At 70.6% G+C, this 16,337-nt stretch carries 11 protein-coding genes; 6 read left to right on the top strand and 5 right to left on the bottom strand.

All coding sequences use genetic code 11. The features are described 5' to 3' along the window. The first annotated feature begins 156 nt into the window (after positions 1-156). The 3 genes from ACFSOX_RS18385 to ACFSOX_RS18375 all read left to right on the top strand — a co-directional run bounded on the left by ACFSOX_RS18385 (position 157) and on the right by ACFSOX_RS18375 (position 1,675). Positions 157-300 (top strand): hypothetical protein, encoded by a 144-nt coding sequence (locus ACFSOX_RS18385; protein ID WP_378479275.1) that lies wholly within the window; start codon positions 157-159, stop codon positions 298-300. Between the two features lie 254 nt (positions 301-554). After that, the gene (locus ACFSOX_RS18380) at positions 555-953 is read left to right on the top strand and encodes an Hpt domain-containing protein (RefSeq protein WP_378479274.1); all 399 of its coding nucleotides are present in this window, start codon (positions 555-557) and stop codon (positions 951-953) included. Positions 954-1,354: 401 nt separating this feature from the next. Further along, entirely contained in the window at positions 1,355-1,675 is a 321-nt protein-coding gene (locus ACFSOX_RS18375) for a 2Fe-2S iron-sulfur cluster-binding protein (protein WP_378479273.1), read from the top strand. Between the two features lie 171 nt (positions 1,676-1,846). On the opposite strand, the gene ACFSOX_RS18370 is transcribed toward ACFSOX_RS18375, so the two are convergent. Then, positions 1,847-2,308 carry an acyl-CoA thioesterase gene (locus tag ACFSOX_RS18370; protein ID WP_378479272.1) on the bottom strand — a complete coding sequence of 154 codons (462 nt, stop codon included), beginning with the start codon at positions 2,306-2,308 and terminating at the stop codon, positions 1,847-1,849. 169 nt (positions 2,309-2,477) lie between these two features. Here ACFSOX_RS18370 and ACFSOX_RS18365 point away from each other — a divergent pair, with 169 nt between their 5' ends. Then, complete coding sequence (locus tag ACFSOX_RS18365; protein WP_378479271.1) at positions 2,478-3,533, top strand: NAD(P)/FAD-dependent oxidoreductase; 1,056 nt, start codon at positions 2,478-2,480, stop codon at positions 3,531-3,533. 305 nt (positions 3,534-3,838) lie between these two features. After that, positions 3,839-6,838 carry an autotransporter outer membrane beta-barrel domain-containing protein gene (locus ACFSOX_RS18360; RefSeq protein WP_378479270.1) on the top strand — a complete coding sequence of 1,000 codons (3,000 nt, stop codon included), beginning with the start codon at positions 3,839-3,841 and terminating at the stop codon, positions 6,836-6,838. A gap of 30 nt (positions 6,839-6,868) precedes the next feature. On the opposite strand, the gene ACFSOX_RS18355 is transcribed toward ACFSOX_RS18360, so the two are convergent. From ACFSOX_RS18355 to ACFSOX_RS18345, 3 genes are all read right to left on the bottom strand, one after another. Beyond that, complete coding sequence (locus tag ACFSOX_RS18355; protein ID WP_378479269.1) at positions 6,869-8,758, bottom strand: [FeFe] hydrogenase, group A; 1,890 nt, start codon at positions 8,756-8,758, stop codon at positions 6,869-6,871. After that, a complete protein-coding gene (locus ACFSOX_RS18350; protein ID WP_378479268.1) occupies positions 8,755-10,758 on the bottom strand; it encodes an FAD-dependent oxidoreductase in 2,004 nt (667 codons plus the stop codon). The genes ACFSOX_RS18355 and ACFSOX_RS18350 overlap by 4 nt, the downstream gene beginning before the upstream one ends. Before the next feature lie 358 nt (positions 10,759-11,116). Beyond that, the gene (locus tag ACFSOX_RS18345; RefSeq protein WP_378479267.1) at positions 11,117-13,294 is read right to left on the bottom strand and encodes an SGNH/GDSL hydrolase family protein; all 2,178 of its coding nucleotides are present in this window, start codon (positions 13,292-13,294) and stop codon (positions 11,117-11,119) included. 301 nt (positions 13,295-13,595) lie between these two features. On the opposite strand from ACFSOX_RS18345, the gene ACFSOX_RS18340 reads away from it, so the two are divergent. Then, positions 13,596-14,771 (top strand): vWA domain-containing protein, encoded by a 1,176-nt coding sequence (locus ACFSOX_RS18340; RefSeq protein WP_378479266.1) that lies wholly within the window; start codon positions 13,596-13,598, stop codon positions 14,769-14,771. Between the two features lie 152 nt (positions 14,772-14,923). Here ACFSOX_RS18340 and ACFSOX_RS18335 read toward each other — a convergent pair whose 3' ends face one another. After that, positions 14,924-16,141 (bottom strand): AI-2E family transporter, encoded by a 1,218-nt coding sequence (locus tag ACFSOX_RS18335; protein WP_378479265.1) that lies wholly within the window; start codon positions 16,139-16,141, stop codon positions 14,924-14,926. Positions 16,142-16,337: the final 196 nt, after the last annotated feature.

Genomic DNA, 16,337 nt, shown 5'->3' with positions numbered 1-16,337 from the left:
CTCCCGGACGACCACCTCCCCCTGGACCAGCCGCTTCATCTTGGGGGCGACAATGCGGCGGCTCTGCGGCCGACCGATCCGCAGCGCCGCTATCTCGAACGAGGCGTTAACGAGCCGGGTGGAAAACTCCCGCTTTTCGACCGGGACGGCCGCGCCGTGCCGCGCAAGACCGTCGAGGCCTGTGTGGCCCACGGCTGGGCGAGGCCGTGGTTCGACAACCCGCTCAAGCCCGACTGGCTGGTTTGCCGGCTCACCGAGGCGGGCTGGCGGGCGATCGGCCGCGAGCCGCCGAAGGCCTGAGCCGAGGCGGCTCGGCACCGTCCGGTGCGGAGGACGCGCGCCGGCGCGAGGGATCGTTGCGTCTCGGCGATCGGTGCGTCCCGGTGCATGTCGCGACGCCGGGTTAATCCACCATTGATGATGCTCGTGAATCCACCTGTTGCGGGGGCGCCACGCAGGCGCCCGCGTGCGTTCGCGTTTACCCGGGAGTGACGGTCGGCCGGCCACAGTGCGCGACAACAAGGTCGGGCGTCGAACCAAGACCGGGGCGTTCCATGCACAGCCATTTCCTCGTCGAGCCTCCCGCCGTGTCGTTGCCGCTGCCGGCGGCGGATCCGGATGCGATGCCGATCGATCTCGCGCACCTGTTCCGGATGACGCTCGGCGACGCCCGCCTGCAGGCCGAGGTGCTCGACCTGTTCGACCAGCAGATCGCGCTCCTGGTCGCCCGCATGGACGCGGCCCCGCCGGCCGCGATGGCGACCCTCGCCCACACGCTGAAAGGATCGGCCCGCGGGGTCGGCGCCTGGGCCATCGTGACGGCGGCCGAGGCGATCGAGGCGGCCGTCGCGACCGGCGCGGCGGTCGACGGTCCGCTCGCCGCCATGGATCGGGCCGGGTCCGAGGCCCGCGCCGCGATCGCCCGGCTGCGCCAGGATCGTGCAGCCGAGTGAAATCGTGCGTCAGAGTGAAGCGGGGCAGGGCGAAGCTTCGCCTGCTCCTTGCAAACTGCGCCGCCGCCCCCATGTCGAGTCGGAAGCTGGACGAGCCCCCCTCCCCCCCTCACAATCGTCCGGCCGACAGTGGCCCCGGTCCAAAGCCGGGGCCATCTGATTCTGCGGGGCCGGATTGCGGCTCTTCGCGACGACTCTTCGCGACGGGGCTTCGCGACGGGGCTTCGCGACGGTCCGCGGCCGCTCGGTGTTCGGCACCGACGGAGGCCACTTCGACCATCGCCCGAGACTCGGTTCTCCGGAGACTCTATAGAGGGCGTCCAGCACAGCCTCCGGTCCGGCGCCGCGCCGGGCCGATCTCGAACCCCCGAACGACCATTTCAAAGCGTCCCACACTCCCGATGGCCAAGATCACCTTCGTCAGCTTCACCGGATCGTCCCGCACGGTCGAGGCCCAACCCGGCGCGACCGTGATGGAGGCCGCCATCAAGAACGGCGTGCCCGGCATCGACGCCGAATGCGGCGGCGCCTGCGCCTGCGCCACCTGCCACGTCTATGTCGACGAGGCGTGGCGCGAGATCGTCGGCCCGCCGACCGCCATGGAGGAGGACATGCTCGACTTCGGCTACGACGTGCGGCCGAACTCGCGCCTGTCCTGCCAGATCAAGGTCCGCGACGAGCTCGACGGCCTCGTGGTGCAGACGCCCGAGCGGCAGGCGTGAATTTCGGTCGTTCCGGGGCGACGCACTCGGGTCGGCACTTCGCGCCGCCCGAGCACAGGCTTCGCGCCGAACCTGGAATCCAGCCGAGACGACGGAGCTTGCGGTTGGATTCCGGATTCGCCGCTTCGCCGCGCCGCGGAATGACGGCGCAATGCTCGGTCGCGACCGGTCTCACCCCACCTCGGGCACGGCACCGCCGCCGGCGCGCAGGCGCGTGACGATGTCCTGCGGGAACGGCCGTGGTTTTCGCGATTCCCGGTCGATCAGCACCAGGGTCGACTGGGCGAGACCGGCGCAGCGGTCCGTGTTGAACACCGCCTGATCGAAGATGAGCGAGCTTGTCCCCACCCGCGCCACGCGGGTGCCGATCACCACCTCGCCCGGATAGTGAATCTCCGCCAGGTAGTCGATGGTCAGGTTGGCCTGCACATAGGCCGCGCCCTCGACCCACAGCCCGTAGCGGGGATCGCGCAGCAGCGGCACCCGGCCGCCCTCGAAGAAGGTGAGGAAGACGGCGTTGTTGACGTGGTTCTGCGCGTCGAGGTCGCGGAACCTGATCGTGTGGACGACCCGGTGGGGGAAATCGTCCGGCCGGGGCGGCTGGCGCCGGCGCGCGGTCCTCTCGTCGGTCACGGGTTGCAGTCCTCACGGGGGTGGCTTACAGGCTCGGACCCCGAGCCACCGCGGTCGCGGCGACCTGTTGTGCGGCGCCGCCGGGCGCGCCGCAAGCCGCCCGCGCGCAGCCGTGGTCTGCGCGGCGCCGCGCGCCGGCACATCCCCCGTCCGCCGCATCGAAGGCACCATGAGCGATCCGCTGACCGATCCGATCCCGACCGACCCGATCAAGACCGACGCGCTGATCATCGGCGCCGGCCCCTGTGGCCTGTTCGCCGTGTTCGAGCTGGGGCTTCTCGACATCAAGGCGCATGTGGTCGACGTCCTGCCCAAGGTCGGCGGCCAGTGCGCCGAGCTTTATCCGGAGAAGCCGATCTACGACATCCCGGCAGTGCCGCGGATCACCGGCCAGGGCCTCGTCGATGCGCTGATGGAGCAGATCGCCCCGTTCGGTCCCGCCTTCACGCTCGGCGAGATGGTCGAGACGGTGGAGAGGATCGGCGACCCGCTGTTCCGCTGCACCACCGACCGCGGCACCGTGTTCGAGGCCAAGGTCGTGGTGATCGCCGCCGGCGGCGGCTCGTTCCAGCCCAAGCGGCCGCCCATCAAGGGCATCGAGGCGTTCGAGGACTCCGCGGTCTTCTACGCCGTGCGAAAAATGGAGGCGTTCCGCGACAAGCGGCTGATGATCGTCGGCGGCGGCGATTCCGCCCTCGACTGGGTCGTCGCCCTGCATCCGATCGCCCATCGCATCACGCTCGTGCACCGGCGCGACGAGTTCCGGGCGGCGCCCGCCACGGTCGACAAGATGCGGGCGCTCGTCGCCGACCGGAAGATGGACCTGATCATCGGCCAGGTGATGGACCTGGCCGGGGAGGGCGGGGCGCTGGAGGCGGCGCTGGTGAAGACCGCCGATGGCCGCATGATCGAGGTGCTGTGCGAGGCGATGCTGCCGTTCTTCGGGCTGACCATGAAGCTCGGCCCGGTCGCGACCTGGGGCGTCGAGCTGAAGGACGGGCTGGTCGCCGTCGACACGGAGAAGTTCGAGACCAGCCAGCCTGGCCTGTTCGCCATCGGCGACATCAACACCTATCCGGGCAAGCTGAAGCTGATCCTCTCCGGCTTCCACGAGGGCGCCCTGATGGCCCAGGCCGCCGCCCGCTATGTGTTCCCGGACAAGCGGGTGGTGTTCCAGTACACCACCTCCTCGACCAGCCTGCAGAAGAAGCTCGGGGTGAGCTGACGTCGTCCCCCGGCGGTATAACGTTCTGTGACGTATCGGTATTTTTTTGATTGGTGCGACGATCCTGCTCGTCGCCGAGATGTGTTGTCGTGACGACACGCGCGGCGCGATTCCGGCGGGACGTGGCGGTCCACCCATTTTTCCCCAGTTGTGCTTATCGGCGATTTTGGTCCGTAATGACCCGTATAGCGCGGTCGGGCTAGGGCGCCCGGCCGCGATGTGGGGCGGGCCGTGCATCCGCCCTGCGTCACGGGGGGCGTGGTGTGGATCGTGAGCCAAAGGAGTCGCCGGGCGCGACGGTCAGCGTGATCGAGACGCGGGATCGGAGCCGCTCCGGACCGCACGTCCTCGCCAAGCGCCGCGCAGCGGCGCTGCTCGCCGGCACGGCGCTGCTGGTGCTGCCGGCGGCGGCGCGCGCTCAGAACGCCGACTGGACGGGGGCGTCCAGCACCACCGCGAACTGGAGCGACCCGGCAAACTGGACCGCGGGGGTGCCGACCGCCACGGCGACCTTCCCGAACACCCCGAACACCGTCGCCGTCGTCGACGTCGCCTCCTCGATCGAGACGATCGTCTTCACCGGCGACGCGCCGGCCTACCTGATCAACGTGATGGCCGGGTTCGACATCACGGGCGCCGGGGTCGTCAACAACTCGTCGGCCGTTCAGACCTTCGACGTGTTCGGCGGCGGCCTGATCGTGTTCCAGAACGCGAGCAGCGCCGGCGACGCGACCTACAACCTCTTCACCGGGGCGCTCACCTTCGACCACGGCAGCACGGCCGGCAGCGCCACCATCGTCAATTCCTCCAGCAGCACGCTCAGCTTCACCGGGGCGAGCAGCGCCGGCAGCGCGACCATCACCAACGACGGCTCGCTCCTTCAGTTCTACGGCACCGCCACGGCCGGCGCGGCGACCATCACCAACACCAACTACGGCACCATGCTGTTCGCGGCGTCCACCACGGCCGGCACCGCCACCATCACCAACACGCAATACTCCGGCCTGCAGTTCGGCGACACGAGCACGGCCGGCAATGCGACCATCACCAACAGCCAGTGGGGCCAGCTCGCCTTCACGGGCGACGCGACCGCCGGCTCCGCCACCATCACCAACCAGGCGATCGGATTCACGAGCTTCGGGCTCGGTTACGGCACCGAGACGACGTCGGCAGGCTCGGCCCGGATCGTCAACGACGGCGGCACGACGCTGTTCTGGTCGCACACGACCGCCGGCAACGCCACGATCGTCAACAACTCCGGCGGCGAGACGGTCTTCAACGCCTGGAGCACGGCCGGCAGCGCGACCATCGTCACCAACTCGGGCGGCCGCACCGACTTCTACGACTTCGCGACCGGCGGGCTCGCCGCCTTCGTCACCAACGGGACCGGCGTCGTCGACTTCGGCGGCACCACCGGACCGGACGGCAACGGCCGCGTCACGGCCGGCTCGATCGCCGGCAGCGGCCGTTATTACATCGGCGGCGGCAACACCCTGGTGGTCGGCGGCAACGACCAGTCGACCACCGTGACGGGCCGGATCGCCGACTACTCGGCTTGCGGCTGCGGCACGCCGGGGCCGGGCTCATTGGAAAAGGTCGGCACCGGCACGCTGACGCTCGCCGGCATCAACACCTACACGGGCTCGACCCTGGTGACGGGCGGCACCCTGATCGTCAACGGCTCGATCGCCTCGTCGAGCGGCCTGGTCGTCGCCGACGGGGCGGCGATCGGCGGCACCGGTGCGCTGCCCTCGGCCACCATCGAGGGGACGCTCGCGCCCGGCAACTCGATCGGCACCGTCACGATCGCCGGCAACCTCACCTTCGGATCGGGCAGCGTCTATGCGGTGGAGCTGTCGTCGACGGCGTCCGATTTCACCCGCGTCACCGGCACGGCGGCGCTCGCCGGAACGGTCGCGATCACGCTGCTGCCGGGCGAAACGGCGGCGCGCCACTATACGATCCTCACTGCCGCCGGCGGTCTGACGGGGTCGTTCTCCGGGATGTCGTCGGCCGGGCTGCCGCCCTGGTACAAGGCCGTGGTGGGCATCGTCGGCAACGACGTGGTGCTCGACATCGAACTAGCGCTCGCCGGCCTCGCGGGATTGAACGAGAACCAGCGGCAGGTCGGCCGCACCCTCGACCGCGCCTACAACACCGGGCCCGGGCTCGGCGGCCTGTTCGCTACCGTGCTCGGCGCGCCGTCGATCCCTTATGCGCTGACCCAGCTCTCCGGCGAGATCGCGACCGGCGCGGCGACCGCGGGGTTCCGCCAGACCGACCAGTTTCTCGAGCTGATGCTCGACCCGTTCGCCGGCTCGCGCGCCGCGGGCGGTCCGGCGCACGGCGGTCCGGCGCTCGCCTATGCGTCGGCGCCGCCGGCCGGAGCCGCGCGCGGGGCGGGCGCCGCGGCGATCGACCGCGCCGTGAAGGCGCCGCTGGTGCCGGATGTCGGCCCGCGCTGGCGGCTCTGGGCCGGTGCCTTCGGAGCCGACGCGACCCATGGAGGTCGCGCGGCGATCGGCAGCCACGATCTCGGCGCGCGCAACTGGGGGCTCGCCAGCGGGGCCGATTACCGGGTCTCGCCCGACGCGGTGCTCGGCGTCGCGCTGGCGGGCGGCGAGACGTCGTTCTCGCTCGGCGGGCTCGGCTCGGGCCGCGCCGACACGCTGCAGCTCGGTGGCTACGGGAGCTGGCGGGCCGGTCCGGCCTATGTGTCGGGTGCGGTCTCGTATGGCTGGCACGATGTGCGCACCGACCGCCTCGTCGCGCTGCCCGGCGTCGCCGACCGTCTGCTCGGCGATTACTCCGGCCACGCCGTCGGCGGTCGGGTCGAGGCGGGCTGGCGCACCGTGGCGACCAGCGGGATCGGGATCACGCCGTTCGCGGCGATGCGGGTGCAGGCCTTCCACACGCCGAGCTATGCCGAAGCCGATGCGTCGGGCCTCGCCGGTTTCGCGCTGCGCTATGCCGAGACGACCGCGACGGCGACCCGCAGCGAGCTCGGCGCTCGCTTCGACGCCGCCGCCTGGCGCTCCGCCGACGCGGCCTTGACGGTGCGCGGGCGGCTCGCCTGGGCGCACGAGTTCACCACCGAGCGGGCGCTCGACGCGAGCTTCGTCAATCTCGCCGGCTCCGGCTTCACGGTGTTCGGCGCGACGCTGCCGGGCGACTCCGCCCTCGTCTCCGCCGGCGCCGAGCTGAAGGTTTTCCGCGGCGTCACGTTGCGGGGCAGCTTCGACGGCCAGTTCGCGGCCGGCACGCAGATCTACGGCGGCATGGGCTCGGTGGCGGTGGTGTGGTGAGCCGCCGCCCGCGCCGCGGCTCCGTCCACGTCAGTACACCTTGCCGGTCATCTTGATGTCGGCCCACACCTCGCGGACCGTCTGGGTCATCTCGATCTTGCGGTCGGTATAATAGGTGTGGAGCAGGTGGTGCGCCTTCTCGGAGTTCGGCGCGCCGAGATAGTCGCGATAGAGCGCCTGGACCTGCTCGTTGCGGTGCGACTGGCGTACCGCCCGATTCTTGTCGATGCCGAACAGCGTCTCGCGGCGCTTGAGCGCATGCGGCAGATAGGCCTTCTTGGAGCGCAGCGTGCCGCCGCCGTCGACGCAGCCGCCCGGGCAGGCCATGATCTCGACGAAGTCGAGATCGGAATTGCCGGAGCGCACCTGCTCGACGATCTGGCGGGTGGGTTTCAGCCCGTGGCACATGGCGATCTTGACGGCGCCGATGTCGCCGCCGAGCTCCACGGTCGCGGTGCGCACGCCCTCGAAGCCGCGCAGCTGCTCGATCTCGACATGCTCCAGCTCGCGGCCGTTGACCACGTAGTACATGGTGCGAATCGCCGCCTCCATGACGCCGCCCGTGGTGCCGAAGATCGCGCCGGCACCCGAATATTCGCTCATGTAGGGATTGTCGAAGGTCGACGGCGGCAGTGTCTTGAGGTCGATGCGCTCGCGCTGCAGCAGGCGGGCGAACTCGCGGGTGGAGAGCACGACGTCGACCTCCGGCACGCCGTCGTGGACCAGCTGGCGGCGGACGATCTCGTCCTTCTTGGCGATGCAGGGCATGATCGAGATGACGCGGACGCGCGCCGGATCGATGCCCATCTTCTCCGGCAGGTAGGTCTTGGCGAGCGCGCCGACGCATTGCTGCGGCGACTTGGTCGACGACAGGGACGGCATGATGTCGGGATAGTGCCGCTCGACGAAGTTGATCCAGGCCGGGCAGCAGGACGAGAAGGTCGGCCTCTTCCTCTCCTTGAGCCGGTGCAGGAGCTCGGTGCCTTCCTCCATGATCACGAGGTCGGCGCCCCAGTTGGTGTCGAGCACGATCGAGGCGCCGAGCTGCTTGAGCGCCGTGATGATCTGGCCCTCGACATTGGTGCCGGGGGGCAGGCCGAACTCCTCGCCGAAGCCGACCCGCACGGCGGGGGCGAACTGCACCACCGTGATCAGCTCGGGATCGTACATCATCTCGAGCGCCCGGTCGGTCTCGTCGCGCTCGCCGAGCGCGCCGGTCGGGCAGACCAGGACGCACTGCCCGCAGGTGACGCAGGCCGAGTTCTTCTGGGTCAGGCCGTGGCGCAGCCCGACCGCGGTGTCGAGGCCGCTGTTGATCTGGATGAGCGCGTCGACACCCTGGCCGTCGCGACAGATCGCGATGCAGCGCTGGCAGCGGATGCAGCGCTTCATGTTGCGGATCAGGGCGGGCGAGGACTCGTCGATCGGCCGCGCGGCGACGCGGGCCGGATCGAAGAAGCGATTCTGCCGCAGGCCGACGAACTGGGCGACGTCCTGCAGGTCGCACTTGCCGTGGCGGATGCAGGTGGCGCAGTCCTGGTCGTGGTCGGCGAGCAGAAGCTCGACCTGCAGGCGCTGCATCTCGCGCAGCTGCGGCGTGCGGGTGTTGACGGCGAGCCCGTCCTGCAGCGGCGTCGTGCAGGAGGCGACCAGATGCGTCTTGTCGGCGTGCGGCATCTTGATCTCGACCAGGCAGACCCGGCAGGTGCCGGGCGCGTGGTCGATGTCGTGCAGCTCGCACAGCGTCGGGATGTAGACGCCGTTGCGGCGCGCACATTCCAGGATCGTCTCGCCGGGCCGGCCCGTCACGGCCTTGCCGTTGATGGTCGCGGTCAGGGGCGCGGCATCGGCGGCGGGCACTCCGGTCGGAGCCATGTCGGCTGGAGCCATGTCGGCTGGAGCCGTGTCGGTCGTGCTCATGGCGAGGCTCCTTCGGGAATCGCGCGCTCGGTGATCACCGAGTAGGTGCGATAGCAGCGCATGCAGCGCTTGGCCTCGCGATAGGCCTGCTCGGGGCTGATCGTCTGCTCGACCTCCTCGAACATCAATTTGCGCACGGTCGGGTCGAGCTCGGGATGGTGGACGCGGTATTGCGGCTTCACCGGCACCTCGACGGCGTCGTCGGCGAGCATCTTGTTGTCGTTGAGAATCTGGCGCATGCGCGTGCGCGCCTGGAAGCAGGTGTGGCCCTTCTGGATCCAGTCGTCGATCGAGCGGGCGGCCTTCAGGCCGTTCGCCATCGCGTGGATGAGGGTGGACGGACCCGACGCGCAGTCGCCGCCGGCGAACACGCCCGGGCGCGACGTGGAGAGGTCGAACGTGTCGATCGCGACGCAGTTCCAGCGGTCGAAGGCGATGCCGTCGTCCGCCGTCAGGGCGCCCTTGACGACCTGCTGGCCGATCGCCGCGATGAGGGTCACGCAGGGCATCACGCGCTCGGTGCCGGGCACCGCCTCGACGCCGCGGCGGCCGTGCCGGTCGGGCTCGGTCTGGCGCATGGTGGCGAGCTCGACCCCGGTGATGCGGCCGTCCGCCGAGACGATGCGGACCGGGTTGGTGAGGAAGTGGAAGACGACGCCCTCGGCGATCGCCGCCTCGACCTCCTCGCTGTCGGCGGGCATGTCCTCGCGGGTGCGACGATAGACGACGTGGACCTTGTCGGCGCCCATGCGCAGCGCCGAGCGGGCGCAGTCCATGGCGACGTTGCCGCCGCCGACCACGATCACCTCGCCCGACAGCGACACGGTCTTCAGCCCGGCGACGTGGTCGTGCACCTCCAGAAGAAAGCCGATGCCGGACTTGTAGCCGGGCATCGAGGGATCCTCGTCCTGGACGCCGAGCCGGATGCCCTGCTGGCAGCCGATGGCGAGGAACACGGCGCGGTAGCCGCGGGCGAACAGGTCGTCGATGGTGAAGTCGCGGCCGAGCGCGCGGTTGAACAGGAAGCGGCCGCCGAGCTCGGTGATGATGTCGGTCTCCTTGCGCAGAACCGACTTGGGCAGGCGGTAGGACGGGATGCCGATCGCCGCCATGCCGCCGGCCTCGCCCATCGCCTCGAGAATGTCGACGTGATAGCCGTGCAGCAGCAGATGATAGGCGCAGGAGACGCCGGCCGGGCCGGCGCCGACCACGGCGACCCGCATGTCGGCACCGAGCGGCTGGGCGATCAGCTCGCGCCCGAAGGTGAGGGCGCGCGATCCCGTCTGCTGGTCGGCGACATAGCGCTTGAGCGTCTTGATGCCGACCGCCTCGTCGACGAACTTGCGCCGGCACGCCATCTCGCAGAAGCGCACGCAGACGCGCCCGCAGGTCGCCGCCATCGGGTATTTCTGCAGGATGACGCCGAGCGAGTGCTCGGGCTTGCCGTCGCGGATGTAGTCGATGTAGCGCGGCACGTTGATGCGCGACGGGCAGGCCTCGATGCAGGGCGCCGTCATGTAGGCCATGCCGTGCTGCTCGGGCTGCGGTCCGCGGGCGATCTCGGCCTCGATCACGTCGCGGAAGCCGCGCAGCGCGTCGAGCAGCGCGCTCGCGCAGGTCTGGCCGAGGCCGCACATGGAGGTGGCGGTCATCTGCTCGGCGAGCCGCTCGATCTCGGCGAGGCCGAGCGGGCTCGGCCGGCCCTGGCGCAGCGCGTCGAGCGCGTCGCGCACCAGCACGGTGCCCATCCGGCAGGGCGTGCACTTGCCGCAGGACTGGTCGGCGGCCTCGACCATCTGGCGCCACAGCGCGTCGACGAGGCTGACGGTCGGGTCGAAGATGAAGAAGCCGCGGTCGCCGAAGAAGGCCCTGATGCGATTCTTCGGATCGAAATCGTCGACGTTGGCGAGCTCGGGAAAACCGCTCGCCGGAAACGGGGAGGCACCGTCGCGATTGTCGAAGACGATGCCGTCCCAGACGCCGTAGCTGACCTCGGTCATGGCTGCCCACACTGTCTGGGGTCGGAGAGCGGGGGTGCGCCGGCCATGGCCATCGTACTCCACCGATCCGTCCGAAGTATCCGGTGGAACCCGCGGTCGTCCTCGCGCGACCTAACGGTCGCGGCGGGCCGGGTCACAGGCTCGCACGATGGAGCGGTCGTCCGCTTCCGGGACGTTTTGGGGGTGCGCTGAAACGTGCCGGGCGACTCGCGGCGCGACAAGTCGTGCCGTCCGCAAGGCCGCGTTGCAGGAGCGGCCATGCGGCCGGAGCATGCGCCCGCGCCCGACTTGGCACGACAGTTTCGTGACGCGCCGACCTTCTCGGGCGGTCGTTGCGTGCGCCGATGCGCGTGGACCGTCAGCGTCCGGGCAGGGCGCCCGAGCCGGCCGTCTGCGGCACCGGAGCGACGGGCAAGGGACCGGCTTGACCGGCTGCGCCCGAAGCGGGCAGGGCGGGCGGCAGCGGCTCGGCCGTGATCGTCGTGTCCGGCTGCGGCAGGCCCAGCACCGTGCGGGCGGCCGGCAGGGCGGCGTCGGCCATGGCGGCATGGCCCTCGGCAGTCGGATGGACGGCGCCGCCGTAGACGGCGGAGAGCACGCCCCAGGTGGCGTCGTGCAGGTCGCTCGGCTGCATGGTCGGCGACACCCCCTCCGGGAACGTCATGGCGGCGAAATAGCTGTCGTTCGCCGTGCGGATCCAGCGCGCCCGCGGGGCATAGGGACGGAAGTCGGCAGGGCGCGCCGCGCAGGTCAGCGGGGCGGTCGCACCTTCGACCGGACTGGTCGCGAAGCTCGTCCCGTCGGTGGCGAAGCAGTCCCGGTCGAACGGCGGATCCTCGGCCGAGCGGGCGCAGAATCCGTGGTCGGCGAACACGGGCTGGTGGGCGTCGACGAAGGTCATGCGGTCGCGGGTCGGGTCGGCGCAGGCGACGCCGCCCGTGCAGGTCGCGAGCGCCTTCAGGCGCGGGAAGAAGCCGCGCTCGACGAACTGCGAGATGCGGGCGAGCCGGTCGCCGTCGACCCCGAAGGCCGGATGCACGTCGAAGCCGTCGCGGCTGGTCGGGCAGGCGCCGCCCTGCGGGGCCAGCGCCGGATGACCGTAGGAGACATAGACGAGGCGGTCGAGGCTGCCGCCGAGCAGCGGCTTGAGGGCGGAACGCAGCCGGTGGAAGCCGGTCGGCAGCGTCGTGTCGATGGCGCGCTGCGCGCCTTCGACGCTGCCGATCACGCCGGCGCGGCGGAACAGCGTGCGCTCGGCCGAGGCGTCGATGATCACGTCGGCGACCAGCCCGGAGAAATCGACGTCGTTCGCTCCGACGGTGAGGAACACGAGATCGAGGCCGCGCTGCGGGTGCGCCTTCCGGGCCTTGGCGAGGAGGTCGCGGAGCTGCGCGATCTGGCCCGGCATCTGGCGCGGGCAGGAGGCCGAGCCGCTGGTGCCGCAGTTGAGCTCGCGCGACGGCTGGCCGGCGAACAGGCCGGTCTCGATCGTGGCGCCCGTGCAGGCGAGCGGCAGGAACGTGACGGCGATGCGCGGGTTTTCGACCGCCAGCGCCAACGCGGCGCGGAGCTGATAGCCGTAGAGCGAGCGGTGACAGGGCGCGCTCATCCAGCGCGCCGAGAGGCGCGCCCATTCGGCGCGGTCGCCGTCGCTGCCGGCGCTGCCGCCGCCCGACTCGCAGGCCTTGTCGCCCTTGAAGCCCTGCCGGCCCGGCCGGAAGAACTCGTTGCGGCCGCCGCCGCCGAAGCGGCGGAAGCAGAAGCCCTCGTCGGACAGCACCACGGGGCGGTCCGGATTGCCCTCGCCCGAGGCGATCGAGTCGCCGAGCCCGGCGATCAGCAGATCCTGGACGAGGATCTCCGTGGTGGCGCGGCGCGGCGGCTGGCCGGAGGTCGCCGCGTCGGGTGCCACGATGTCGACCACCGCGATGGTCGGCTTGCCGAACACCACGCGCAGATTCACCGGCTCGGCGCACGGCGCCGTCACGCTGCGCGGCAGCGAGTCGCCGTCCTCGAACGTCCAGGTGCATCGGGCGGCCGGATCGACGGCGCCGGCGAGCCGCGCCTCGACGCGATGATCGGCCGGGGCGAGATACGACTCGCGCACGCCGTCGCGCAGGCACTCGTCGGCGACCCGCCCGGCCGCGTCGGTGCACAGCCGCACCACGGTGTCGCGCGCCCAGCCGCGCCCGTCCGTCTCGGCGGCGAGCGCCTGCTCGGTCGCCAGCACGCTGCGCCCGGCCGCCGCCGTGACGTGGCGCAGGAAATCCTTCTCGTCGCGGAACAGGCGGAACCGGTTCTTCACCTGCCAGTCGATGGTCGCGCCGATCGCCGGCTCCGGCAGCGGCGCGGGCGCGACGGCCGGCGCGGCGTTCGGGTCGGGATGGACCGTGATCGAGGGCCGCCCCGACTCGCCGCCGGACGTCGGCAGCTGGAGCGGCGTCTGGGCGTTCACCGGCTGGAGCAGCACCGCCGCGAGGACAGCCGCCAGCGTTGCCGCACGTGCTCCCGTCGCCGTTCCGTCGCACCACCGCATCGTCGTCTCCCGTCGGCCGCCCGCCCGGCTCAGGCCTCGCCCTCGTTCTATACGGCGGCGCGGCGACAACAGGGCAAAAGCGTGACCGGTGGGACGAATCGTCGGGTCGAGACGCCAGGTCCGGCTCGCCTCCGAGCCTGCGCCTCCGAGCCTGCGCCTCCGAGCCTGCGCCGGCCGGGGCTGCGCCGCCGGGGCTGCGGCGGTCGGGCGGTCGCGGCTCGACCGGTCGCCGGCGGGCGTTATACTGCGCCATCCACACCGCCAGGGACGACGTGGCCCGTCGTCCCGGCCGGAGAGCCCGATGTTCATCAGCTTCTTCCACGCGCTCAAGAGCGCCGGGCTGCCGGTGACGCTGCGCGAGTATCTGACCCTGATGGAGGCGATGGACGCCGACCTCGCGGGCCGCAAGGTCGAGGACTTCTACTATCTGGCCCGCGCGCTCCTGGTGAAGGACGAGCGCAACCTGGACAAGTTCGATCGCGTGTTCGGCACCGTGTTCAAGGGCTTCGAGAGCACGGCCGAGGCGATCACGGCCGAGATCCCGGCCGACTGGCTCAAGACGCTCGCCGAGAAATACCTCACCGACGAGGAGAAGGCGCAGATCGAGGCGCTGGGCGGGCTCGACAAGCTCCTGGAGACGATCAAGCAGCGCCTCGCCGAGCAGAAGGGCCGCCACCAGGGCGGCAACAAGTGGATCGGCACCGGCGGCACCTCGCCGTTCGGCGCCTACGGCTACAATCCCGAAGGCATCCGTATCGGCCAGGAGACCAACCGCAACTTTCGCGCCGTGAAGGTGTGGGACAGGCGCGAGTTCAAGGATCTCGACGACACGGTCGAGCTCGGCACCCGCAACATCAAGATCGCGCTGCGGCGGCTGCGAAAATTCGCGCGCACCGGCGCGCCCGAGGAGCTCGATCTCGACGGCACCATCAAGGGCACGGCGCACAAGGGCTATCTCGACATCCACATGCGGCCCGAGCGCCACAACGCCGTGAAGGTTCTGGCCTTCTTCGACGTCGGCGGCTCGATGGACTGGCACATCTCGCTGACCGAGGAGCTGTTCTCGGCCGCGCGGCTCGAGTTCAAGCACCTCGAACACTACTACTTCCACAACTGCCTGTACGAGCGCGTGTGGAAGGAGAACAAGCGGCGCTGGGACCACGCCACGCCGACCTTCGACGTGCTGCACACCTATCCGCACGACTACAAGGTGATCTTCGTCGGCGACGCCTCGATGAGCCCCTACGAGATCGTGACTCCGGGCGGCTCGGTCGAGCACATGAACGAGGAGGCCGGCCAGGTCTGGCTCGACCGCGTCACCCGCACCTACCCGGCCTGCGTCTGGCTCAACCCGGTGCCCGAGGACCAGTGGGAGTACACGTCCTCCATCCGCATGATCCGCCAGCTGATGGGCGGCCGCATGTTCCCGCTGACGTTGGAGGGATTGGACAGGGCGATGCGGGAGCTGGTGCGGTAGCGAACCGCCGCATCTTTCGTCATGCGCGGGCGAAGACCCGCGTATCCATCCGTTTCGCGACAAGCGTTCTTGTGAAGGGATGGATGGCCGGGTCACGGCCTTCGGCCGGCCCGGCCACGACGGGGAGAGCCGCTCCCCGGAGTGCGCTCTCCTCACTCCCCCGGCGCCAGCGCGTCCTTCGTCGCGGCCGTGGTCGGCACGGCCGTGCCGATGCCCTGGGCGAGCGCGGAGGGGCCGGAGGGCGGAACCGTGGCGGGCGTCGTCGGCGGGGCGGTGGCGCGGCGCCAGGCATCGAGCAGATTGACGAAGACGCCCAAGAGCGTCGGGCCGATGAACAGGCCGAGGAAGCCGAAGGCGAGGAAGCCGCCGAGCACGCCGAAGATGATCAGCGTGAGCGGGAGCGCCGCGCCGAAGCTCACCAGCCAGGGCCGGATCACGTTGTCGACGGTCGAGACCATGATGCCCCAGGCGATGATGAAGATCGCCCAGCCGGTGTGGCCGAGCGTGAACAGCCACCAGCCGGCGCCGCCCCAGATGATCGCGAGCAGGATGCCGAACTGGCTGAGCGCGATCAGCATCGAGACGAAGCCGAGCACGGCGGCGCCCGGCACCCCGGCGAGCAGCAGCCCGAAGGTCATCAGCCCGGCCTGGATGGCGGCCGTGCCGACGATGCCGTAGGCGACGCCGCGCACCGAGTCGGCCGCGGTGTCGAGTGCCGCGCCGGCCGTGTCGCCGCCGAGCCGCACCGTCACGTCGCGGATGGCGTGGCCGATGGTGTCGCCCTGCAGCCACAGCAGCGTCGCCACCGCGAGCGACACCAGCACCTGGAAGATGCCGTCGGCGAACGCCTTGGCGATCTCGACGAGCGCCCGCTGCAGCTCGGCCGAGTAGGACTTGAACACCTCCTGGACGATGCTGCTCGGATCGGCGAGGTCGGTCCAGATGCGGCGGATCGGCTCGTCGACGAACGGGATGTTGGCGAGCCAAGTCGGCAGCTCCGGCATCCCGGCGAAATAGGTCTGTGCCTGCTGCAGCCCCTTCACCAGCCGCTCGGCGAGGCCGGGCGCGAGGAAGACGGCGGGTAGCCCGATGGTGGCGATGGCGGCGAGCAGCAGGAGGCTCGCGGCCAGCACGGTCGACGAGCCGTGCCGCACCAGCAGGTCGCGCAACGGCCAGGTCGCGATGGCGAGAATGCCGCCGAACAGGATGCCGGTGATGAACGGCTTCACCACCAGGAACACGCCGAGCAGGAGTGCGACGAAGACGGCGAGCGCCGTCATCCGCTCGATCAGGCTGGCCGTCGAGGCGAGCTTGGCGGCCAGCACCTCCTTGGAGGCGTCCGGGTGGGCGGGATCCTTCGGGGTCGTCATCGGGGGGCTCGTCGGTCGCGTTGCCGGCGCGACGATCGCGGCGGCGGCGCGAGAATAGCCGACCTCACAGTGCACCGCATCCGGCAGTCTCCGGCATGTCGGACGACCCGCAAACGCCCGTTGCCGGAGCGGCGCGGCCGCGATCTAGAGCGGTTTTCGGTGTGGCTGAATCGCCGGGGGATTCCCTGGGCGGGTG

Origin of the sequence: Rhodoplanes azumiensis, from assembly GCF_042682915.1 — a bacterium.
Lineage (GTDB): Bacteria > Pseudomonadota > Alphaproteobacteria > Rhizobiales > Xanthobacteraceae > Rhodoplanes > Rhodoplanes azumiensis.
Note: the sequence above shows the minus strand (reverse complement) of the source record. Positions and strands in the feature narration are given on the sequence as shown.